Below are 24,592 nucleotides of genomic sequence, written 5' to 3' on the forward strand. Positions count from 1 at the left end.
TTCAATGACGAAAAATGCCCTGAGCCTGATATTTCTGCTGACTATTTTATTCCATTATAAAGTCGACGCTCAAAACAGTACGATCAAAGGGACCGTGGCAGACAGCAGCCTGAAAGCGCCGCTGCAAAATGCCGTAGTGGTATTGCTGCAAGCCAAAGATTCATTTATCATCGCCAGCACAAGGGCAGGGAAGGAGGGAGCATTCAGCTTTCAACAGCTTGCTGATACCGCCAGCTATGTGTTATATTTTTCTTATCCGAAGTATGCCAGCTATTCTCATCGGGTGAATATGAAAGAAGCCACCGGCAAAACAATAGCGCTGAACAATGTTTATCTTATCCCGAAAAGCAAACTACTTAAGGAAGTCATCGTCAAATCACAGGTGGCCGCGATCAAGATCAATGGTGACACGACTGAGTATAATGCCGGCAGTTTTAAAGTACAGCCCAATGCTTCCGTGGAAGAACTGCTACGACAGCTGCCCGGATTGCAGGTAGATCAATTTGGTAATATTACCGCACAGGGACAAAAGGTAAAGAAAGTGCTGGTAGACGGAGAAGAATTTTTCAGTGATGATCCTACGCTGGTCACACGCAACCTGCGGGCCGACATGATCGACAAGGTGCAGGTATACGATAAGAAGTCGGATGCCGCTGCCTTTACCGGTATAGAAGATGGGGTGAAAGACAAAACCATCAACCTGAAAGTCAAAGAAGATAAAAACCATGGGGTATTTGGAAAAGTGGATGCCGGTGTTGGTACGGATGAACGATACAGCGCCCAGGCGATGATTAACTTCTTCAAGGGGAAAAGACGGATGTCGGCCTATGCTACCACAGGCAACATTGGAAGATCGGGATTGGGATCGGCCGATAGAGGAAAGGTAGGATCTGATGAAGAAGGCGAGGGTAATTATTCTGGTAAAGGATTGCCCACGATCACCTCAGGTGGATTTCACTATGATAAAAAATGGACCGGTGATAAAACATCTTTCAACGGTAATTATAAATTCTACCTGCAGAATGTAGTAGGGGCTGAAACCACTACCTCGCAAAATAACCTTCCTTCCGGTGTTATTTTAAGCAATACCGATAACCACTTTGAAAATAATAGTACCGACCATAAACTGAATGCAAAGTATATTTATAAATATGATTCTACGGCCACCTTTACGGTGTATACAGATGGCACACGCTATCGTAATGAAAGTTCGAATAATGGTACATCTCAAAACAGGCGTGGCGATTCCAGCCTGATTTATGATAACCAGAAGTCCAGTACTAATAAGTATGACTTCAATACCTATAATATCAACTTGTCGTGGGAAAAGCGGCTGAAAAAGAAAGGACGCACCATATCTGTATATTGGAATAACAACTTTTCGAATGATGCCACGAATGGAGAAAGTGTTTCGAACAGCACTTTTTATAACGACAAAGATCATGTGGATAGTACATCATTGCTGCATTTACGTAGAAAGATGAATGACGACTGGCGGCTCCTGCATCTCAATGTTATATATACAGAGCCGCTGTCCAAAAAATGGTCGATGATCGTGAACTATGACCTGGATAACGAGTCATCGCACGATGACAAACGTTCCTATAACCTCCAGGACATCAAAGTAATTGATACCGCCTTCAGTAGTAAAATGAATACGACCTCCTGGGGAAACCAGGGCGGGTTATCACTGAACTATGCCGCAAAAAAGATCATCCTGAAGGTGGGGAACAATGTTAAATTTGTTCAGCTAAATACCGAAAGTGTGTACAGTGCCGTAAAGGTGAACAAACAGTTTGTGAACCTGAACCCCAACCTGAATTTTGACTATAAATTCAGCAATTACCAGTCCTTGAACTTTAGTTACAATGGTAACGGTAACAACCCCGGGCGTTCCCAGATACTTCCGTTTAATTTTGACAATAGTCAGCTTACCACCTTGCTGATGAATACAGCGCTGAAAAATAGTTTTACCAATGATTTCTCCGCCAGGTTCAACGCTGCCAAAATAGCGGCACAAGTATATTACGGTGCAACGGCTGGTTATACGCTGGTAGCCAACCCAATTACACAGGCTATGACCGTAGATCCTGCGGGTGCGTATACTTACCAGTATGTGAATATGAATGGCTATACCAACCGCAATTACAACGTCAGCACATACTACTCGAAGAAGATCAGGCTGATTGACCTGCAGGCAGGGGTGGGATTGGGATTAAATGGAGGAAAATCCTTTAGCCCAATCAATGGCGTGGTTAACCAGCTGAATTATAACACTTATACGCTAACAACGGAATTGTTTAAATCGAAGCCCCGGATATACAGTTTTTACCTGGTAGGTAGCGGAGGATATACCAAAAATACTTCCTCCCTGCAACCAGATTCGAAGAACAGCTATTTCTTTTATACACTGAACCCGTCGCTGGATACTTATTTTTGGAAGAAGTTTCAGTTCCATACTGATGTTAATTACTTCTGGCAACAGAAAACACAAACCTTCAACGATAATTTCAAACGTATCATCTGGAATGCCTGGATAGGGCACGCCTTTTTGAGACAAGACCAGTTAATGGTGAAAATTTCCTGTAATGATATCCTGAACCAGAATAACGGTTATGCCCGTACTGCGACCAACACATTCTTTTCGGAGAATACCTACACCACCATCCGGCGTTATTTTATGATCGGTGCTACCTGGAACTTTACAAAATTTAATAGTATTAAACAGTGAGAAAGAGCATTCACATTTTTGCGATCATCGCGTTGATCAGCTGCTTCCTGCCAGCTACCGCACAGCGGGCGGTGTTTATCAACAGCGGGAAAATAAAGTTTGAGCGGAAAGTCAATACATTCGCAGCCATGCCCATTTTTCTAAAAGAAACCCGGACTATAACGGACGATCAGGTGATCACCTTCATGAAGGACTACCGGAATACTGCGCCCCAGTTTTGGGCCGATAGTTTTGAGCTGTATTTTAACGGAGAACAGAGCCTTTATCAGCCGGCTAATCCCGATATGAACTATTCTGAAACTTTCCAGATACCGGTAGCCTACAAGAATAAGGTGTATAGCAATTTTTCTGACGGTACTGTACTTACGGAAAAGGAAGCTTTTGAACATATCTATTTTGTCAAAGATGGCGCTAAGAAACTTAAATGGAAGTTGACGGAAGAAACCAGGGAAATTGCCGGTTATGAATGCCACCGCGCCAATGCCCTGTTGTTTGATTCTATCTATATCGTTGCTTTTTATACAGATGAAATTCCTACCCGCGGCGGCCCGGAGTCATTCAACGGCTTACCCGGGATGATTTTGGGAGTGGCGATACCGCATCAGCACATTACCATTTTTGCTCAAAGCGTTACCGGTATGGAGACTGGGACTGCGAGCTGGAAGATGCCCGCGCCCGGAAAAAATGCCCTGATCAATAACAAAGATTTCAATAAGAAAACAGCCGACATGCTGAAACAATTTGGATTGACGTCGGCATGGGTCCAGTTTTTTATGGATTTGTAGCAAAAAATAAAGGCGGGAAATTACTCCCGCCCTTCCACGCAGCCTCAACTCAGTGTAACTAGTATACGATTTGCCCTTTATTGATCAGCGATCTTACAGGAGATATTCTTGCTACAGCCTCTGCAGAACAGCTGGCATCTACCAGTACCAGGTCAGCAGCATCGCCGGTTTTAGGCCATTGCTGCACGCCTTTATCATCCAGGGGGAGTACATTTCCCGTAGCCAGTTTAAGACTCCTCGACAGCAGGAACTCGCTGGAGTAGCCGTATAGTTGGGCCATGGTATGGGCTTTTTCCAATACGCTGCCAGACCCAAAGCTGCTCCAATGGTCAATGATGCTGTCGTTTCCGGTCATCACATTTACATTGTGCTTGTAGAGTGCAGGTATAGGCATTATAAGCCCGCCGAACGGAATAGTAGAAACAATCCCTATGCCTGCGGCGCCCAATTGTTCCGCTATTTCTTCCTGCTTCACTTTGTCGATCTTAGCCAGCACAAAGCAGTGGCTTAAGAATGTTTTGTGCTGAAGGGCAGGATTTTCGTTAACCTTTTTAATCAGGTATTCTACGGTTTTTAACCCGGACTCTCCTGATTCATGCAGGTGGATATCGATCCCTTTTTTGTTGTCCAGTGCCAGTTGTACCGTGAAATCTATTGTTTTTTCAATAGCGCCATCAATGGTATAAGGGTCCAGGCCGCCGATGAAATCGATGTTCATCTTTGCTGCTTCCTGGAGATAGGGAACGGAGTCGGTATAGAACACGCCATGCTGGGGAAACGCTACCAGTTCGGCGCCAAAGGAATTCTTTTTGTTTTCCAGCGCCTTCAGCAGGTTATTGAGCGATTGCAGCCTGGAAGTAGGTTCAATATTGACATGGCTCCTGGCGAAGTTGGTGCCTTTAGACTGCAGTAGCTCCACCAGCTTTTCTGCCCGGTAAGTGGAAGTTTTCAGCATTTCCGGGAGAATTTTCTGTTCCAGGGCTATCATGCCCTTCACACCGCCAGGACCTCGCCTGGTGGCCTGCCAGGGACCACCGTAGAAGGTTTTGTCGAGATGGATGTGCATATCCCTGAAGGCAGGGAGCATCAGCCAGCCTTTTGCGTCAACGGCATTGGTGGCACTGGGTTTATTGGCAGAAATGCTTTTGATCTTTCCGTCTTTGATTTCAACGCAGAACAATTCGGTCGTCGTGTGGACTACTTCTCCTTCTTCATAAACAAATCCTGTTTCCAGTCGCACGTTCTTTAACAGGTAGCTTTTCCCGCCTGTCACATCACCGGCAAAAGCATCGGCAGCACCCAGTAAGCCGGAGGCAAAAGCTACGCCTGCCAGTCCGAACCCGGACATTCTGATAAATTCCTTGCGGGATATTTCGGTTTTCTTCATAGTCCCAGTCATTTTTCTACAAAATTAATCTTCGTGGTTGTTTAAGCTGTGAAGGATTCATGACATCTCTTGAAAGATTTATCAATCATTCGCGGGTAATTATAAATCTTTCAAGTATCCGGATAGATAATACAAAGTTCCGGAGATATTTACCACTTACTTTGCTTCAATAATCCGGGAATAAAAAATTGAATCAAATGTATAAAATAGCAAACGACGGTCGGTATACATTTAAGAATGTATTGCTGGAAACGGGCTTTGAATATGATGGCGATGAGGTGGTAAAAACAAAGACGGCACTTTTCTGTGTTGAAATAGCCGAGGGTAAGATTGTAGCGATTACCCCTAACGATCCTGGAAAGACCACCATAGATGCAAAAGGTTGGCTGATGCTGCCCGCATTTAAGGATATGCACGCCCATTTGGATAAGATGCTATATGGACTGCCATGGCAGGCGGTATCGGCCAAAAGAAGAACCGTGAAAGATCAGATTGCCTATGAGCAGAAAATGATCCCCGAATGGCTGAAAACTTCCATCGGGCGAACAGAAAAGTTGATTGAGTTCCTTCAATCAAACGGTACACACTTTATCCGTTCTCATTTCAATATCGATCCCACTTCCGGCTTTGATTCCTTAAAGCACCTGGAAATAGCGCTGAAGAACAAGGAAAAAACGGTGGGTGCGGAACTGGTGGCCTTTCCGCAGCATGGGCTGTTTTATACTAACACGGCTCCGCTGCTGAAAGAAGTCGTAAAAATGAACATTGATTTTATTGGTGGGGTTGATCCTTATTCCATTGATGGAAGCATAGAAAAGCCGATGGAGCTGATTACGCAATTGGCTATCGATCATAATAAAGGTATTGATATTCATTTGCATGAAGCAGGGGAGACTGGTGTGAAAACCATTGAATACCTGATTAACAAAGCCAATGAAAACCCGGTGCTTCGTGGCAAAAGCTTTGTAAGCCATGCTTTTGCACTGGGGCATCTTTCGGCTTTGGAAACGGAGCGCATGGCTGCCCGCCTGGCGGAAGCCGGCGTAGGCATTGTTTCTTCTGTTCCTTTCGGCAACACCATTATGCCCATTCCACTGCTCAGGAAACATGGTGTGGAAGTGCTGGTGGGGAACGATAATATCCAGGATCACTGGAACACTTTCGGACCGGGCCACATGCTCCAAAAAGCGAAACTTATTGCGGGCCTCTATGGTTATAGCTCTGAATGGGCGCTCTCCAGGACGCTGGGCTTTGCCACCAGGTATGTACTTCCGTTAGATGATAAAGGGAATCAGCAATGGCCCAAGGCTGGTAATGACGCCAACCTGGTATTCATGGAAGCCTCCTGCTCTGCTGAAGCAGTGGCAAGGGTTTCACCCGTTAAATCGCTCGTGCATAAAGGAAATATTGTATTCTGATAAATACGCGTTTATCTGTCCCGTTATAAATCTTGCAAGATTTGGGATGAAAAACGCAAAGGTAACTGGTAAGGGGCAGGTACCTTTGTAGAGCTTAAAAAATTCATTGATATGAAGAATCTGAAAAAAGTAACCGCTGCTCTTTTATTGGCGGTATGTAGCACCTTTTTCTTTAGCTGCAGCAAAGACAAAGATCCGGAACCAAAACAGCTTACACCAGGCGAAACGCTTGCCAGCACTCCCTGGGAGACTACCAACGCAAAGAATAACAAAGGTGAAAATGTTGCATTGAACGATGCTAATGTATCCAATTTTGTAGGCTTTGCTTATTTCAAAACAGGTGGCACCTTCACGATGTACAACCTGGACAATTCACCTAAAATGCATGGCGACTGGAGCGTTTCTGCTGATGGAAAAACCCGTACGATTGTTGCAAAAAATGATGTAGGCGCCGTGTTGTTCACCCGCGTAGTTGACATTACCGTGCTGACCAGGCAGGAGTTTACCTACCGTATTTACCCTAACAGTAACGACAAAACGGTATACTTCGATATTATCCATACACCAACTACTCATACGGAGCCTAAATAGCAGGACAGACTTATTATTCGGATGGATTGGCCTTGGGTATTTTCAAGGCCAATCCATTTTTTTTGCCATAAATTTCCATATTTTAGAAGTTGAACTCCCAACTTAATCTGCGGATATGAAGATTTATGACAATACAGGCTACATCCCTGTCTTAGGGATCCATGAATTCAGGAAAGGCCAGCTGGCTGGCAGGGAGGAATTCCTCTTCAACGAATTGCATGGTGAACGTCATATCGACAGGCCGCATAAGCATGATTTTTTTATCATCAATTTGTTTGAATCAGCCAAAGGAGTGCATACTATCGACTTCCACGACTATCCAATCGGGAATAAGCAAATTCATGTACTGTTTCCGGGCCAGGTACATACCTGGAGTATAAAGCCTGGCACAACAGGCTACCAGCTGATGATACAGCAAAATTTTTTCGAGCGTTTCGCCTCTTTCTTCCGTTTTTCGTTTTCAAATTATATGAATCACCCGGTGATTCCGTTGACCAGTGACAGTTTCAAATTACTGAAGTATGAGTTTGATGCCATCCGGGATGAACTGAATTCGCCCAACTCGGTGCAGGAGGTGATCAGCGCCCGCGCAGCGGTAATTGCTGCCATTGTGAGTAAGGAAGCGGAGCACGTTTTTACTGATTTGAAAGTGTTCCAGTCTAATCCCAGGCTGGCGCAGTTCAATATGCTGATAGATAAATTTTACAAGCAGGAAAAGCTGGTGGGTTTCTATGCTGCCAGGCTGCATATCTCCGCCAATTATTTAAATATCCTTTGTAAAACCCATCTCGACGTATCAGCTACCAAATTGATACAACAACGGGTGCTGCTGGAAGCAAAGCGACTGCTACAAACAACTGATCTCTCTATAAAAGAAATTGCGTTTGAGCTTGGCTTTGTGGATCATGCCTATTTTTCCAATTTCTTTAAGGCCCAGGCAGGCCTTACACCTACACAATTCAGAGAAGGATAACAGCGGAAGTATACCCGGTATGCCCTGATCTGAAAAATAAATTTGTGCAGTCAAATAGTTGCACTTATATTTGCAGTCAAATAGCTGCATAAAATGAAAATTCGCAGAGACGTATTTCATGCCCTGGCCGACCCCACCCGAAGGTTAATATTGGGGCTGGTAGCAATTCAGGCGATGACGCCAGGAGACATTGCTGATAACTTTGATTCAACGAGGCAGACCATTTCAAAACATATTCAAATTTTGACAGAGTGTGAGTTGTTAAATCAAACGCAAGCTGGCAGAGAAATTTATTATCATCTCAATGTAAAGAAATTAAAAGAAGTAGGAGATTGGCTGGAACCCTACCGGAGAATGTGGGAGGGTAGATTGGATGCTATGGAGGATTTACTGGATGAAATGCAAACGAAAAAAAACAAACGAAAAAGGTAATTCATTGTTAACGTAAACAACCATAAAATGAAAAAACAAATGTATCCTTGCCTCTGGTTTGACGGTCAAGCCAGGGCAGCAGCAGAATTTTACTGCACGGTTTTCCCTGATTCAAAAATCATTAATGATTCAGGAATAGTGGTAAATTTTGAACTCAACGGACAACCCTTTATGGGATTAAATGGTGGTGACCAATTTCATTTTAATGAAGCCGTTTCTTTCGTGATTACCTGTAAAGACCAGGAAGAAATTGACCACTACTGGTACAAGCTCATTGCTGATGGAGGTGCTGAAGGCCGCTGCGGATGGTGTAAAGATAAGTTTGGATTCTCCTGGCAGGTGGTGCCCACCGTATTAAGTGAGTTGATGTCAAATCCGGAGAAAGGACCGCGCGTGGCAAAGGCTTTCATGCAAATGCAAAAATTTGATATCGAAGCGCTGGTGAATGCCTGATTGATGTAACCCTGTCATAAAAAAAAACATGGCAAAACAAGTAGCAGTTAGCAGGATATTTAATGCACCCGTTGAGATGGTTTGGGAACTCTGGACGGAACCTGAGCTGGTTAAGCGTTGGTGGGGGCCTAAACATTTTACATCGCCTGTGGCCAAACTGGATTTCCGGGAAGGTGGTAGGTCTATCGTAAGTATGAAAGCGCCGAAAGAAATGGGGGGCCAGGAATTTTACTCCGTGTGGGAGTATAAAAGAATTATTCCCCTGGAGATAATTGAGTTTATCCAGAGTTTATCTGATAGTGAAGGCAATAAAACAGATCCTGTGAAACTGGGCATGCCACCTGACTTTCCAATAGATATCAAAACGGTGGTAACTTTCCGAGAAGTGGCGGATGATAAAACGGAAATGACGGTTACGGAATATGCCGAATTTGGCACCATCAGTAACTTTGCGCAAATTGGTTTAGAACAGAGTGTAGAAAAAATGGCGGCTATTTTTGCCAGCTGATGTTACAGCACAACAGAGAAAGCCTTCCTGCTATTGCCGGAAGGCTTCTTGTGTGGGAGTGAATGCTTCAATTCAATTTATTGCCGTCCTCCAGGTATAAATTCGTTTTATCCCGGTATTTTTTTTCAGGTTGTCCACTGTCAGCGCTGTTATTTTAGTTTCGTTTAAATTTACGGCTTCCAGGTGCTGGAGAGATACAAGATCATCGTACACATCGTCTGTAATCGGGTTTTTTTCTATCCGTAATTTTTCAAGATTAACAAATGATCTTATAATATGCAGATCACTATCTGTAAAATTATTACCGGATAGGTTCAGCCAAACAATATTTTTAGCCAAGGGTATCAGGTCGTCTTTGATCTCTGACATTTTCACACCTGAATTGGCGGGGAGTGTAATATCCAGCATCACGGGCTTTTTCAGCATCAGCCTCACCATTAATCCCTTTGCCCGCAGGTGCGCCATCGGCAAAGTGTCGGCCTGCATGGGAATGTCGGGATTAATAGCCTGGGTCCCACCATCTCCATCAGCGTTTCCGGTCGTAGTTTTATTAAAGCCCAGATAGGTGCTTACCTGCATTTGTATTGAGTCCACGTCCTTTAATTGTGCTAATGTTTTGCCTTCCACCGCACCGGCCTTCGTTATCCACCATTTAATTATCTGTATCTCATTTTTTGAAAGCGGTGGTTTACCATCTGCAGGCATATAATCGCTATGGCCGGGATCGAGCGTAACACGCTTATATAATTCGCTTTCAGCTAATTTTCCCGGAACGATTGCCGGACCACTCTTGCCTCCCTTTAGCAGTGTTTGCAGGTTTTCGACGGAAAAGTTTCCTTTTAGTTTACTGCCCTGGTGGCACTGGGCACACTTATTCTGTAAAATAGGTGCAACAACATCTTCGAATATCATTGCGGTCTGGACACTTGCCGGTTTGTTACGTACCTGCTGCATCAGCGTATGCACACTCAGGTAATCGTTGCCATGAGTAAGGCTGGCTCCCTCATGCCCACTATAGCTCATGAGTGCTATAACGCCGAGGAGTAGGACGGAGAACAGTTTTTTCGGGATGCGCACCTCGCGCATCACTTTTTCTGTAGAGATATAGCATAAGATACCGGAGATAATTGCAAGGGTAATACCGGATAATTTATGACGGAGCAGTATGTCCTTTTCATAATCGCCGGATAAGGACAATATATAGCCGAATAAGCAAGCCAGGATTGCCGATATAAACCCAATGAATAATGTTACTGATACAGCTGGTTTTAAACTCTCGTACTTTTTTTTGTATGATAAAATGTTAAAAATTGCCGCCAGTAAAATAAAGCCAATTGGAAGATGTACAATAAGCGGATGCAAATGACCAGAAAATGTACTGATGTTACCTAATGTCATACACGCGTTAATTTCACAGGTGCAGTGTGATAGGCATTCCACTGACACACATAGATATTTTTATCCTCATCAACACAAACATCATGGCCATGCTGGAAAACAGGGCTTGTTGCCTGCAATGTTGGTTGTAAAACCCCGTTTTTATATACAGGTGCAGCTCCTCCCGGGTTTGATACTACTTTGTCATTTGCATCCAGCACGGTTACAAAGCCAGAATAGTCAAAACGTTTACCATTGGCATCTTTTGACCAGCATACACCGGCATAAATATGCTGTTCATTGATCACTGCCCTGCATACGTACATACCGGGCATGTCTATACGCTTGATGAATTTGCCGTCGAGTGTAAATATTTTAAAACAGTTCTCTTCCCTCGAGGTACAAATCAAGGTAGGATTATTTTTGTCGCGGGTATCTACTGTTACGCCATGAGCATTGATCAGATTATGGTCTTTGTTGGTATTATGGCGTCCACCGAAGTGACGTATATATTGCCCTTTACTATTGTATTGTATAATATAATCGGAGCCATAACCATCGGCAACATAAATATCGCCATTAGGAGCAACGGCAGTTTCTGTTGGTTTAAAGGGCTCATCGTCCTTGTAAATACCAATAGTTCGCGGGTGACCTATTGCAAATATCAGTTTGCCGTCGAGCGTAGTTTTCAGGACCTGGCCCGATTGGCCGTAGCCGTTTCCTGTTCTGTCCAAAGCCCAGCCGCAATCAGTAAGTAATAAAAAATCTTCGTCACCTTCTTTGCTGATGCTTAAACCATGCCCTCCAGGCAGAGCAGTGCCCCAGTAGTCCAGCAACTTCCCCGATTTGTCGAATATTAGAATATTGTTATGGGTATGGTCGCCCAACATAATGAGACGGCCTTTACTATCCTGCACCATTTCATGACAGTTGGCGAGCGGGTTTGAATTTACACTGATTTTTGCCCAATTCTTATCTACCTTATAGGTAAATCCACCCTGACCAATAATATGATCATCGGGCTGTGAATCCTTGTGCAGGATGGCAAAACTTTTTACAGGAGTTGCCGCAATCAAGGCAGATGCAGCAGCTGTATTTTTGATGAAATTTCTTCTCGTATTTTTCATGAATCTATGTTATAGTATCAAGTTAATATATCTTTTACAACTTTTCCTTCCACGTCAGTAAGTCTGAAGCGTCTGCCCTGAAATTTATAGGTAAGCCGTTCATGATCTATGCCCATAAGATGTAGCAGCGTTGCCTGAAAATCATGTACGTGTACGGGATCTTTTACAATATTGTAGCTAAAGTCATCTGTTTCTCCATAAGTTATACCGGGTTTAACTCCCGCACCTGCCATCCACATGGTAAAGCAACGTGGATGGTGGTCACGGCCATAGTCATTTGCGGTAAGCTTGCCTTGAGAATACACGGTACGGCCAAATTCGCCGCCCCAAATTACTAATGTATCTTCCAATAAGCCCCGTTGTTTTAAATCTTTAATTAGTGCGGCAGTAGCCTGGTCTGTTGCCTTACATTGTGTAGCTATGCCCGAAGGCAGATTACTATGCTGATCCCAGCCCTGGTGGTATAACTGTATAAATTTTACATCTTTTTCCAGCAGCTTACGCGCAAGTAAGCAGTTGGCGGCATAGGTACCAGCATCCCTGCTATCAGGCCCATACATTTCAAATATCTCGTTTGGTTCGTCTGCAGTGCTCATTACCTCCGGTACGGAGGTTTGCATGCGATAAGCCATTTCATACTGCGCTATGCGGGCATCTACTTCAGGGTCGCCGTAGGCAGCATTTTGCAGCTGATTTAATTTTGACAGATACTCCAGCATTTCTTTCCGGTCTTTACCATCGTACCCATCCGGATTGTTCAGAAATAACACCGGATCTTTCCCCGCCCTAAACTGCACTCCCTGGTGCTTAGAGGGCAGAAAACCGTTACCCCATAACCGGGCATATAGCGGTTGATCTTTTTGTCCGTTTTTGGAAACCAACACAATAAAAGTTGGCAGATTATTATTGTCTGATCCCAGGCCATAACTTACCCACGACCCAATGGAAGGTCTGCCGGGTAACTGATTACCGGTTTGAAAAAAAGTAATAGCGGGGTCATGATTTATTGCCTCTGAATACATTGATTTTACTATACAAAGCTCGTCAACCACAGCTGCGGTAAAAGGCATCAATTCACTCATCCAGGTTCCGTTTTGGCCATGCTGGTTAAATTTGTAATACGATGGCACCATGGGCAACGCGCTTTGGTTGGCGCTCATCCCCGTAAGCCGTTGTCCTTTGCGTACTGAATCGGGTAGGTTTTGGCCCATCAATTTGGCCAGCACAGGTTTGTAGTCAAATGTTTCGAATTGAGATGGGCCCCCGCTTTGAAACAAGTATACTACCCTTTTTGCCTTCGGTGCAAAGTGGGGTAAGGCCCTTAAAATATCTGCCTCCAGATCGCCAGTCGATACAGGCGCAGACACTGCTTTAGGCGAACTGCTAAACAGCCTGTTACCGAATAATGAACCCAGGGCCAATGCCCCGATCCCCAAAGATGTTTTGGTTAGAAAATTCCGACGGTCAAGCTTTTTATTAAGCTCATTAAATTCCGGTGTATGGAGCCTGAACTCCGCATCATGATGAAAATCAGACATACAAATTTATCTTTTGGTTAACGATGCATCAGCGTTAATGATGGCGCTGGCAACTACTGAATTGGCAGCAACCATTGAGCTGTCCAGCGTTTTATCGATTTTATACTGTCCTGTATTAAGCCAGCCTGTTTGCTTTTCGGGATGCTCCCGGAATTTTTTTAACTCGGCCTGTTGTAGTGTGAGCAACAGGCTAACCTCATCAGCCTTGGGCCTGTGCCCGGTGAGCTTACGGTAAGTTGTAATGATGGCTTCACGGCTATCAGGCATCCGGGTCATTTGTTCACCCATTACTTTGGCAGCTTCTACAAAGGTTGGATCATTAAGGGTCACCAGCGCTTGTAGTGGCGTATTGGTTTTTTGCCTGCGCATTATGCAGTAACTACGTGCAGTGGCATCAAAAGTTGCCAATGTAGGGTTGGGTACTGAACGCTTGATGATCACGTACAAGCTGCGCCTGTAAACGGATTGACCAGTATCTGGTTTATAAGTGGTGTTGTTAATCTCCCAAAGACCTTCGGGTTGGTAGGGCTTCACGCTTTTACCGCCTATTTGCATATCAAGCAGTCCACTTGCTAAAAGCGCGTTATCGCGGATCATTTCGGCCTGCATACGATAAGCGGGGCCATGTGAAAGGAAACGGTTCTCAACATCTTTTTCTACCGCCTCTTTGCTTGCATGGGAATCCTGTCTGTAGGTGGCCGACATGACAATCATTTTATTGAGCTGCTTTACATCCCAGCCGGATTCAATAAAAGTGGTGGCGAGCCAGTCCAATAATTCAGGGTGACTTGGCATTTCGCCCTGGTTACCAAAATCCTCCGAAGTTTTTACGATTCCCGTCCCAAAAAAATTCTGCCAGAAACGGTTTACGGCAACCCTTGCTGCCAGCGGATTATCAGGGTTGGTTACCCATTGTGCCAGGCCATACCTGTTCTTGGGCAAACGCTTATCAAAGGGCAAGATCGCCTCTGGCGTATTGGGATAAACCTGCTCGCCCGGCATATCATAATTGCCCCGCTTTAACAGGAACGTTTTCTTGGGTTTGGCCATTTCCTTCATCACCATTATTTCCTCAATATTCTCTGTAGAATCTGATAATTCAGTTCGCAATGCCATTAATTTCTGCTGCTCGGATTGTACATCCGGATCAATTGCTGAAAGATAATATGCCCTTAAATCATTTAACTCATCCGGCGTTAAACCGGCTTTAGTCTTAGCTGTAATTTGCAACCAGCTTGCTTTCTGCGCTAATATTTTAACTTCAAACGGAGTTAATGTACGGTTATAAACGGTAATATCATCCACCTTACCATCCTTAAAACCCCGGCCGCGCCACCAGGCGCCTATTTGCAGGCCAGGGCCGCCGCCATTAAAAAGGATATCTTTGGTAAGGTCATCCATCGTAGTTTCCATGGGAAGTTCCAGGCCATCCATATATAATTTAAACCCGGCAGCCTTCGACGAACCATCGTAAGTGGCTGTAAGTTGTATCCATTTATCACGCGGTACATCAGGAATACTCACTTTTGTAATAGCATTCGACGGACCTGTGTGGGTCATATTCAGCTCCAGCTTGTTGTTCTTCAAATAGAGATGATATCCTTTGAAATTATACAAACGCTCAGCATTGCTTTTGTGAAAGATAACGCCCTCGGTTAGCTGCTTCGGGATGTTAACCCACATGCCTATGGTAAACGGCTGTGATTTCCTGAAAATACCGGTTTTATTAAGATCAAGCCAGGTGTCGCCATTGAGTACAATGGCTTTACCGTTACCGTTATTCTCAAACACTGCCTTCTCACCTGCCTGTCCCGTTTCTCGTTTCATGGTGGCAATATCTTCAGGATGCTTGCTATTGACCAGGGTCCCTTTGTCAAAAGTGTAGTAAGCCTGCATGCCGTTACCTGGAATTTTGTCTGCAGATAGTTTTTTGTAACCACCGTCATTGATCCATTTATCAAAGCCGGCAGCAGCCTTGCCTTCTGTTTGAGCAAGGGTTTCCTGTTCTTTTTTTATGTTGTTATTGATAAACTGGAGTATTTTTTCTTTTTGTTCGGTAGGCAATAGCAACGTTGGTGTTGGCAGTGCATCATCATAGGATATCTGGCCGGCTTCTTTTACATTGTTAAAGAAACTGAACAGCTCATAATAGTTTTTTTGAGATATTGGGTCGAATTTATGATCGTGGCATTTGGCGCAACCTACAGACATGGCTAGCATCGCGCTGCCAAAAGTATTTGTTCTATCAATAACATATTCTGTTTGAAATTCTTCCTCGATAATCCCACCCTCCATATTTTGCTGATGATTGCGGTTAAAAGCCGTGGCCACTATCATATCGCGGGTGGGGTGTGGCATCAAATCACCAGCCAGCTGCCATTGTATAAATTTATCATATGCGAAATTGGTATTGAAGGCTTTTATCACCCAATCGCGATATGGCGACATATCCCTGATCCTGTCAACCGTATATCCATGTGAATCAGCATAACGGGCAACATCCAGCCAGTCAACAGCCATTTTTTCTCCATAATGTGGGGACGCCAGCAGCCGGTCAACCTGTTTTTCATACGCATTAGGACTAACATCCTTTAAAAATCCATCTATTTCTGCTATAGTAGGCGGAAGTCCTGTAAGGTCAAGCGTAACGCGGCGTAACAGTAATTCTTTATCTGCTTCCTTCGAGGGTTGCAGCTTCTGCTGCTTTAGCTTAGCCAGTACAAAGTTATCGATAGGGTTGTTTATAGTACCTGTTGCTGACGGTATATGAGGTTTTACTGGTTTAACAAAAGCCCAATGAGGTTTGTATACCGCACCATTATCAATCCATTTGATCAGGATGGCTTTTTCCTGTGCGGTAAGGGTATGGTGCGATTCGGGTGAGGGCATCATGTACTTTGGATCATCTGACATGATTCGGTGAAATAATTCACTTCCGGCTATATTTCCGGGAGCTATAGCTACTTTTCCTTTGTTGTCGGGTAGACTGGCATAGGCCGCTTCGGCGATATCCAGTCGTAAACCCGCCTTTTGCTTGGCTTTGTCGGGGCCGTGGCAGGCAAAGCATTTGTCAGACAGGATTGGTTTTACATCTGCATTATAGTCCGGCGGACCAGGTAATGCATTGTAAGCCTCCTTTACATCAGGTGGCAAGTCAACAGTTGTTGAATAGTGGAAAATGACAGCAAGTAAAACTATAGCACTAAACAGTATTAATATGAGCCTTCTCATAACATGAATATTCCGCATTTATAATCAATATATTATCTATCGCACAAATCCCTTTTTAGTGAATACCGCTCTGGGCATAATCCATCGCCAGGGAAATTGAAGATTTTGGTAATGGCTCTAAAGATATATTGATTGAAATCAGCGTTATTGCACTATTTTAAGCGAAGTTTAAAGTATTTTATTGAAATGCCTTAAGTACTTGCTTAGGAGAATATCGGGAATAAAATTGGTTTAATGTATTCTCCATATTTACGAGTGCCAACAATCTTATCTTGTGCTTAATGAATGGCAGCTATGAAATGTAGAACGTCCTTCCAAAATGAAATGGACAAACCAGTTGAAATTTAAAAAGAGTTGGATAGGAAAAGAGGTGCCTTATAAAATATTCATTGATTTGTACAACAGCCGTATGACGAAGGAAATTGGGACTTCTGAGTTTGCGGATATTTTTAAAAAACTTTTGACACCCGCGAGAAATAAGAAAGGGTTGCAAATCTTTGATTTGCAACCCTTTCTTAGTGCCCAGAACTGGATTCGAACCAGCACACCCTTGCAGGCGCTGCGACCTGAACACAGTGCGTCTACCAATTTCGCCATCTGGGCAACTGATATCGTGTCAGGGGTTGCAAAGATAAGCAGACAAAGCATTTCGCCAAATTTTTTTTCAGATTTCCGATATTTCATCGGCATTGCTGCTGAAAAATGTGGCGGAACCCCTTGCTGATAGCACATTTAAGCCTCCATAGCTTTGCTTACCCTGCGATACACAAACTCATGGTAAATGTGCCGGCGGCAAAATCTGCCGGGTGTATCGGAGTTGATCAGCTTCACATATAGTGTTTTGGGTACTTCGAGGTACTCGTAACTGCTGCCATCCTGGAAGTTCAATTGCAGGGTTTGTTTCTCGTAACTGAAATCCACGATAGTAGAGGCAGAGATAGTTTCGGTATACTGTGGTAACGCAGCGGCAATGGTTTCAGGAGCGATACTTACCAGGAAATGGTAGGCTTCTATCACTGCCTTGCTCTTGGCTTCTGCTTCCAGCTTTTGGTCCTCTTCAAAGTCTACTAATTTATCAGGATGCAGTTCCTTCATCAGGTTCCTATAAATGCTTTTTAATTCTTTTAACTCGGTTGTTTTGGTCACGCCCAGCAACTTCCGGTAATCAACTATTTTACTCATCACATATGGGTTCAAAAATAAACAGGCTGATCACCAGGAACCGGCTACCATCTATTTTGCGGTAAAAAAGCGCAAAGATACCCCGTTTTAAGCTCCCGGCAAGGAATTATTTCCCCTTATCCAGCGCCATTTTCAGGGCAAGACTTCCGAAAACCCCCGCCATAAACCACTTTTGCATTTTCACCCACCGGGGATTGGCCGCAAACCAGCCCGTCACCCTGGCGGCAAATAATATGATGATAAAATTGACAGAGATGCTTACACAGATCTGGGTGATGCCCAGCATAAAACTTTGGGCAAGCACCGACCCATAAGCTGGCTTTATAAACTGGGGGAAAAACGACAGGTAAAATACCGCCACTTTGGGATTGAGCATATTCGTAAATAATCCCATGCTGAACAATTTCATAGGGGAATCGGTCGCTAAGGTCCGGGTATTGTCGAATAATCCCTTCCCTCCCGGTTTTACCGCCTGCCAGGCCAGGTAAAGGAGGTAAAGACTGCCCGCCATTTTCAACCCGGTATAGGCGAAGGGAACCGCCAACAGTACGGCCGTAAGCCCAAACGATACCAGCGTAATGTGGAACAGGAACCCGCAGGCCACCCCTGCTAAGGAAATCAACCCTGCTTTCTTTCCCTGTGTTACGGAACGGGAAATCAAATAAATCATATTAGGCCCGGGTACTAATACCATGAGCAACGCGGCAAACGCAAATAATAAGAGTTGACTGATCGGTAGCATGATGCGCAGATAACAGGTAAGAGGCCGCAAGATACAAATAAAAAAGCCACCCCGGAGCTTACTTCCAGGATGGCTATGGTAGGGCTTTCTGTTGTATTACTGTTTCTTTGGATATAACTTGTAGAAAGTTACTCCCTTCGTATAATCATTAAATCCTTTGCAATAATATACTGCTCCGTTTTTATCCTGGCCTATCAGCGAAGCGCCGGTGAAATTCACCCATTTGGCCAGCCCCGTTTCTTTATTTTGAGCTTCAGGCGCACTGCCATAGGCGGAGCCTATCTCTGTGCCGGCGTATACGTACATGCGCTTGGTTTGCAGGTTGTAGCTCGACAACGAATAATTAACTACCGCCAGGGTGGCCCCGTCATATAGTTGCATGGTCTGATTAAACTCCACGTTAGTAGGATCCACGAGAAAACCGCCACCATCTACTCTTTTATATTTCGGGTCGGTTTCGTACGACTGGTAGGCATACTTTGTCTGGTAGGTATCGATATAACTGCCCTTGGTATCTTCTGTTACATTATAGGGGAGCATTTGGTATTGTACAAAATTGCTGGTGTAGAAGCCGTAAAGGTAATCGCCGGAAGGATCACACCAATAATAATTGGCAGACACAGGATAGCCAATGCTGGGATAGAAAACTTCAAAATTCATCAATCCATGCACCCTGCCATCGGTGTCCAGGCGCGAAATCAGTATGAGGCCATCATATGGATCGGCGCCCGCCATGCCGCCGCTGATACCAGAAGGACCATACCACGATGAATGGTCATTGGTGGTACTGCCAGGCGCATAGATGTTGGTATAGTAAAGATTGTTGTTAAGATCGGTATTCAGGTAGGAAGCCACTATTTTCAGCTGGGAAACATTACCCTGGAAAGGACTGCCGTTTTCATCGGGCGCATACGTGTTGGCTACTAAGGTACGATTCAGTGTTCGCGCGACTTTCGTTTGTAAACTCATCTTACATAAACGGAAGATATAGTGCGATGACTCATCAGTTTTGTTATCCTGTACTTCTGCAGAAAAGTACAGGCTGTCTCCTTCAAAGGTCACCGCGCTGCTCAACACCTGCTTAATGGTAAAGCTACCCTGGTCATCATGCAATACATCGCCGGCCTTGAATACCGTGCTTACCTGCCCGGCGGTTACCTGTTGTACCGATAATTGATTGTTGAAATAGATGTTGCCCGATTTATCCACGTGGATACACCGTACCAGGTCGTATTGATGGCGGCTGTATACATCCATGTCAGCAGGCATCCAGTGCGCCAGCTGATCTACCCATAAAGTGGTGTCGGTACGGGCAGCGCTGTTGCCAAGCAACTGTATCGTTACCGGGGGACCGGTAACAATGTTGCCGTTGGCGGTAATGCTCACCTGGCGGCCCTTGCCGATACCCATCTCTTTGGTGACAATGAAACGCACGGCGTCTATTTTTCCCTGTGCATTATAGGTGGTATAATTGGGAGAAAATTGCGCAGTATCGATAATTTTTATAGGAACGCCGCCCACGGTAATGACCGTGCCAGGTTGAGATGGGAACAGTTTTCCCAGCAGCATAGCGGTATCGCCTACTATCAGGGTAGCAGGGTAATTCCAGTTGACAGGCGCCAGCCACGAGCCCGCCTGTTGGGTATAATGATCCGCAAACCAGGGCTGGGATAATACCATGGTCGCATGATCATCTACCTTTTTACAACCGGTAAATGCCAGCATGCCACAAATGGCGTATATACTTAGCCGTAAGAACAGGGAGATTATTTTTTTCATCTGTAAATATTTTTACCTAGAAGTTTTTTAATGCGGAAATGCTGAAATCGGTAGTGATGTTAACAGTTTTGCCGGTACGTGGATCTGTATAGCTCCGGTCATCGCTGTCGGTATACCCGTTCAATACCAAGGTGTAGGCGTGGCCAGGAACCACATCCAGGGAAGTATGCGCCAGGAATTGCACACTATCAGCCGGCTGGTATACTTTAATACTCAGCGTTTGCGGCCCGGTACAATCTATCGGAATAAAGCCGGTATGATCCAGGTACGTGGTATTTACCGGCAGAGCGGCCGGAATCACTTTATTCATCGCCAGGTATACGGACCCGTTAAACGGGCTGAGATTTACAATGCGTATACCGATTTTTCCATCGGCAGGTGTGAAGGCATCGTTCGCAATAATATGCTGGTATATGCCATGCCTTTCTCCGAAAAACACCATGGTAGGCGCCGCGGGCGCCAGTTCCAGTTGCGCGCTGTCCAGGATGGTGCGGGACGTATCCAGCAGGTAGATGGCGTGTTTCCCGGTACTTATTTCCATGTATTTAATCCAGGTACTGTTACCCGCAGGATAAGCCGGGGGCGTAAGATCTACCCGGTGAAGAAAGGGATAAATAGAATGGAAGATATCCGATTCGGGCTTATAAGTAGTATCCCGGCTGTCTATCAAAACAAGGTAGCCATCATTTCCTCCCGCTTTGATACCACCCAGGAAAGCGGTGGCGGCAAAGTAAAAGTTCACCTGGCCCTTTGGCGTAATATCCGGCAGGGTCACCGGTTTATTGCAGGCAGCAAAGCTGCCGGCGGCCATAATGATAAGAAAGAACCGTACAACGGCATTCCGGTAATGGTGAATATTGATCATCTTAATTTCGTTTAGTCTTTACCGTATTTTTAAAAGGCATAAGTAAATTGAAGTAAAATATACCTGCCGGGTTTGTAGGAAGAATAGATGTTATCTCCCTTATAAAAAGTTTTGCCATCGGGCCGGGTAACAGGATACTCTTTCTTGTAGCGCTGATTGAAATCCTGGTCTTCTATGATCCGGTAGCTTTGATCCAGCAGATTTTGTACGCTCAGCTTCAGCTGCAACGATTTTATCAACCGCTGGGTGATCGATAAATCCAGCAGATGGGTGGGAAGTTGCACCAGGTCGGGCCGATAGTAGGTATCGGCTGTCAGGGTATCTGCTGCGGTACGTATACTCTTGGCATAAATATTAGGCCCGCTCACATTATACACCAGGCTGATTTTGGTACCGGCAGCTACATTCTCGTAAAATATCCCTGCGTTTATGATATAAGGGGCCTGCCCCTGCAAAGGACCTCCTTTTTTGTGCAGGCTGTCGGTAGAATAGTCGTTGTGCGAACGCCTCCGCTCTGTATTACTCTTGATAATACTGCCATTCAGCACCACGGATAAACGCCTGAAAATTTGACCAGGGATAAAAGAAAGGCTTTTTTTGATCTCCGCTTCGGCGCCATAGAGATTAGCGCTGACAGCGTTGTCGTAAGTAATGTTGGTGTAAGACCAGTCATCCATGTATTCCTTGCTGGTAGCTTCTTCCCGCATTCTCTCAATAGGATGTTGCAGGTGTTTGTAAAAGGCGCCGAGACTGAAGAATTCATTGTTGCGCCGCGGATACAACTCTGCCCGCAGGTCATAGTTATCTATCACCGCAGTCACTACCCGTGGGTTACCCTGCATTCTTTCGTTACGCTGATAGTCGAAATCTGCATAGGGTGTTAACTCCCGGAAGTCGGGCCTGTTTACGGTACGGCCATATCCGGTACGTACTACCAGCTGCCCGGTAGGGCGATAGCTGAAGTTAACAGAAGGAAGTAATACTGTTTTCTTATGATCTACATTTATAAACTCTATGGTTTGCTTGCCCAGCGCACCTTCCTTAGCGCCGGAAAGCCGTTGGCGGTCATACTCTCCACGCAATCCCGCATTTAATGTCAATTTATCACCAGCCGTTTTCCAGTCGCCCATCGCGTAAAATGCATTGTATTGCTCGCTGGCGGTATAGGCATCCACCGGGGAGGTAACATCATATACCTGCAAACCGGTAGAGTCGTTGGGGAAATATTTGCTGCTCCATACGGAACGCAGGGCCTCGGGGCGGAAGTACAGCGTATTAATGTTGTTATAATTGTACCCGGTGGTCCATTGCTGGTTGTCGTTGGAGTTTTGTACTGCCTCCAGCTCCGACTCCGTTAACCCCGCCCTGTTGACGCGGAACGTACGGCGCCCTACCTGCCTCACTTTGAACAGCTGGTATCCCCCGGCTTTTACATAAAAATCAGGAGTAACGTGAAAGGTATAGTCGGCAGAAATATTAAATACCTGTTCCAGGTTTTTGATGTACAAACGGTTGATCATCCCGGCAGTAGTGCCATTCCGCTCTCCTGCGTTGGAGCCCACCGGTACCCAGGCCGTACTGTCGATCGTAACCGGCCACTCCCGGTTGAAATGCAGGAGGCGTTGATCGGGTACATTTTGCACATCATGTACATATCCCAGGTTCCAGGCCAGCTCATGTTGTTTACGGACGCCCAGCAGGTGGGTACCACTCAGGTTACCGGAATAGAGCATACGCTGTTGAAAGGAAAGTACATAGTCGCGCTTAAATCCGCCCACGTCATTCAGATAGTAGACAGGTAGCTTATTGGGAATAATGTTACTGGTACTGGTAAAGCGTTTGCCGTCATTTACAAAGAAGTTTTGTAGCGACAACTGGTGCCGGTCATTGAGTTTTAGCGTAAGATTCTCCAGTACATTTATTTTCCCTGTTTCTGTGGTCTGATCACTGTTGGTGATCCTGTTGTTGCCTCCCTGCGACTGTCCCATCACATCGCTGATCATATAGGCATCCTTATTCCCCATTTGCCGGTATACCTGGCTGGCCACCGTTTCCTTGGTATACGTGATGGAGGTAAGATCGTACAGGCGGGCTTTTCCCATTTTCCAGCTGTTATAGTAGTTGGCAAACAGTTGCAGGTCGGGACTGCTGTAGCGCTTACCGGTAGCCAGGGTAGGAGAGAAGCCCTTCAGCCATTGTTCCTGCGTGAGGTTACGCGCCCTGGCGCTTGCGTTAAACACGCCCGGTGAAAAGCCTGGCAGGCGGCGGGTGCCGTCATCTACCCCCAGAAAATCCAGTTTACCTCCGTTATAACTGTTTACATTTTTCATACTGGAACCATCACGGTAAGCTACTTGTAACCCTACATCAAAGTGTTTTACCGGCATGGCATTTTTGGTAGATACTTTTACGGCAGCGCCGGCATATTCACCTACGAGATCCGCCACGGGCGATTTATACACCAGTATTTTATCGATTACACTGCTGGGGAGCAGGTCGTAGGCAAAGGCTTTGTTATACAACTCCGTAGAGGGGGCCACGTTACCATTCAGGAAGGTGAGGTTATATCTTTCATTCATGCCGCGAACCACGATAAAACGGTCATCTACCACCGTGATACCGGAAATGCGTTTTACAATTTCCGCCGCATTACGATCCGCTGTTTTGCTGATCAGCTCACTGGAAATACCGGATACTACCCCGGTTGCATTTTTTATTTCTGTGAGCAGTTGTTGTTCTGTGCTATGGGTTACCGCTCTCACTTTGCGGGGGCCGCTGTTCACCACTACTTCTTTCAGGGCATCGCCGGTTTGCATTTTAATATCATAGTCGGCTGTTTTGTTGACGCCAACGGATATTCCACGCAAGGTACTCCGCTGGTAGCCGACAAAGCTCACCTGTAATGTATAGGTATTGGCGGGTACATTGTCGATGCGGTAATAGCCTTTGTTGTCGGTGATAGTTCCCAGCGTAGTGCCCTCCAGTTTTACCGTAGCGCCGGGGAGTGGGGTGGCGGTTTCAAAATCTACGATGCGACCCCGGATACTGCCGTTGCCACTTTCTTTAGGAGTATGTGTGCCGGTTTTTATCGCAATGGTGCGGGCGTTGGCCTGGTATAAAATGCCATAGGTCCGGTTTAATTCTTCCAGCACATTTTTCAGTGGTACGGCTTTCCAGTTGACCGCCGCAATCTTCACCGCACCCAGGGAGCTGCGGTCATACGAAAAGCTGAAATCGCTCTGCCGGTCTATTTCGGCGATCACCATCGCCAGGTTGGTATTGCTGAGTTGCAAGGTCACTGGCTGGTTCATGGTGGGCGATTGTGCCCTGGCCTGCCCCGCCAGTAGTCCCCACAATAAAAACAATGCCTGCCACCATTTTCTTTTGAGCAGGATTGAACTGGTTTGTCTAAATTTGTTCATACGTAAACTTTAAAAACAATTGTTTTTGATGTCCCGCTGCCAGGCGGGACA

The 24,592-nt window shown here is 45.3% G+C and carries 18 protein-coding genes and 1 tRNA gene; 8 read left to right on the plus strand and 11 right to left on the minus strand.

What is annotated here, in order from left to right:
* Positions 1-4: 4 nt before the first annotated feature.
* Together HGH91_RS17250 and HGH91_RS17255 are read left to right on the plus strand one after the other, a co-directional pair.
* A complete protein-coding gene (locus HGH91_RS17250) occupies positions 5-2,731 on the plus strand; it encodes a TonB-dependent receptor (RefSeq protein ID WP_168740060.1) in 2,727 nt (908 codons plus the stop codon).
* Complete coding sequence (locus HGH91_RS17255; RefSeq protein ID WP_317166839.1) at positions 2,728-3,516, plus strand: GLPGLI family protein; 789 nt, start codon at positions 2,728-2,730, stop codon at positions 3,514-3,516. The genes HGH91_RS17250 and HGH91_RS17255 overlap by 4 nt, the downstream gene beginning before the upstream one ends.
* A gap of 58 nt (positions 3,517-3,574) precedes the next feature.
* Here the strand turns inward: HGH91_RS17255 and HGH91_RS17260 are convergent, their stop codons facing one another.
* Positions 3,575-4,903, minus strand: a complete 1,329-nt coding sequence (locus HGH91_RS17260; RefSeq protein ID WP_168740061.1) for an amidohydrolase — start codon at positions 4,901-4,903, stop codon at positions 3,575-3,577.
* Positions 4,904-5,100: 197 nt separating this feature from the next.
* Here HGH91_RS17260 and HGH91_RS17265 point away from each other — a divergent pair, with 197 nt between their 5' ends.
* From HGH91_RS17265 to HGH91_RS17290, 6 genes are all read left to right on the plus strand, one after another.
* The gene (locus HGH91_RS17265) at positions 5,101-6,321 is read left to right on the plus strand and encodes an amidohydrolase (RefSeq protein WP_168740062.1); all 1,221 of its coding nucleotides are present in this window, start codon (positions 5,101-5,103) and stop codon (positions 6,319-6,321) included.
* 111 nt (positions 6,322-6,432) lie between these two features.
* Positions 6,433-6,912 (plus strand): DUF4822 domain-containing protein, encoded by a 480-nt coding sequence (locus HGH91_RS17270; RefSeq protein ID WP_168740063.1) that lies wholly within the window; start codon positions 6,433-6,435, stop codon positions 6,910-6,912.
* A 115-nt stretch (positions 6,913-7,027) separates the two neighbouring features.
* Positions 7,028-7,885 carry an AraC family transcriptional regulator gene (locus HGH91_RS17275; RefSeq protein ID WP_168740064.1) on the plus strand — a complete coding sequence of 286 codons (858 nt, stop codon included), beginning with the start codon at positions 7,028-7,030 and terminating at the stop codon, positions 7,883-7,885.
* Between the two features lie 93 nt (positions 7,886-7,978).
* Complete coding sequence (locus HGH91_RS17280) at positions 7,979-8,317, plus strand: ArsR/SmtB family transcription factor (RefSeq protein WP_168740065.1); 339 nt, start codon at positions 7,979-7,981, stop codon at positions 8,315-8,317.
* A gap of 27 nt (positions 8,318-8,344) precedes the next feature.
* The gene (locus tag HGH91_RS17285) at positions 8,345-8,770 is read left to right on the plus strand and encodes a VOC family protein (RefSeq protein ID WP_168740066.1); all 426 of its coding nucleotides are present in this window, start codon (positions 8,345-8,347) and stop codon (positions 8,768-8,770) included.
* A gap of 28 nt (positions 8,771-8,798) precedes the next feature.
* On the plus strand, positions 8,799-9,278 hold the full coding sequence (locus HGH91_RS17290; RefSeq protein ID WP_168740067.1) for an SRPBCC domain-containing protein: 480 nt from the start codon (positions 8,799-8,801) through the stop codon (positions 9,276-9,278).
* 72 nt (positions 9,279-9,350) lie between these two features.
* Here HGH91_RS17290 and HGH91_RS17295 read toward each other — a convergent pair whose 3' ends face one another.
* The 10 genes from HGH91_RS17295 to HGH91_RS17340 form a co-directional block, all read right to left on the minus strand.
* A complete protein-coding gene (locus HGH91_RS17295; protein ID WP_317166840.1) occupies positions 9,351-10,676 on the minus strand; it encodes a c-type cytochrome domain-containing protein in 1,326 nt (441 codons plus the stop codon).
* On the minus strand, positions 10,673-11,782 hold the full coding sequence (locus HGH91_RS17300; protein ID WP_168740069.1) for a twin-arginine translocation signal domain-containing protein: 1,110 nt from the start codon (positions 11,780-11,782) through the stop codon (positions 10,673-10,675). Before HGH91_RS17300 ends, HGH91_RS17295 begins: the two co-directional genes overlap by 4 nt.
* Positions 11,783-11,799: 17 nt before the next feature.
* Positions 11,800-13,320 (minus strand): DUF1501 domain-containing protein, encoded by a 1,521-nt coding sequence (locus tag HGH91_RS17305; RefSeq protein ID WP_168740070.1) that lies wholly within the window; start codon positions 13,318-13,320, stop codon positions 11,800-11,802.
* A 6-nt stretch (positions 13,321-13,326) separates the two neighbouring features.
* Positions 13,327-16,473 (minus strand): DUF1553 domain-containing protein, encoded by a 3,147-nt coding sequence (locus HGH91_RS17310; RefSeq protein ID WP_211092343.1) that lies wholly within the window; start codon positions 16,471-16,473, stop codon positions 13,327-13,329.
* 597 nt (positions 16,474-17,070) lie between these two features.
* Positions 17,071-17,154: transfer RNA gene (locus tag HGH91_RS17315), tRNA-Leu, on the minus strand.
* Between the two features lie 129 nt (positions 17,155-17,283).
* Entirely contained in the window at positions 17,284-17,733 is a 450-nt protein-coding gene (locus tag HGH91_RS17320; protein WP_168740072.1) for a KTSC domain-containing protein, read from the minus strand.
* A gap of 106 nt (positions 17,734-17,839) precedes the next feature.
* Entirely contained in the window at positions 17,840-18,475 is a 636-nt protein-coding gene (locus HGH91_RS17325) for a LysE family translocator (RefSeq protein WP_168740073.1), read from the minus strand.
* 96 nt (positions 18,476-18,571) lie between these two features.
* Complete coding sequence (locus HGH91_RS17330) at positions 18,572-20,254, minus strand: hypothetical protein (protein ID WP_168740074.1); 1,683 nt, start codon at positions 20,252-20,254, stop codon at positions 18,572-18,574.
* A gap of 16 nt (positions 20,255-20,270) precedes the next feature.
* Positions 20,271-21,119, minus strand: a complete 849-nt coding sequence (locus tag HGH91_RS17335; protein WP_168740075.1) for a DUF4397 domain-containing protein — start codon at positions 21,117-21,119, stop codon at positions 20,271-20,273.
* A gap of 29 nt (positions 21,120-21,148) precedes the next feature.
* Positions 21,149-24,541, minus strand: coding sequence for a TonB-dependent receptor (locus HGH91_RS17340; protein WP_168740076.1), 3,393 nt, complete (start codon positions 24,539-24,541; stop codon positions 21,149-21,151).
* Between the last annotated feature and the right edge of the window lie 51 nt (positions 24,542-24,592).

It is taken from the genome of Chitinophaga eiseniae (assembly GCF_012641265.1).
Taxonomy (GTDB): Bacteria; Bacteroidota; Bacteroidia; order Chitinophagales; family Chitinophagaceae; genus Chitinophaga; species Chitinophaga eiseniae_A.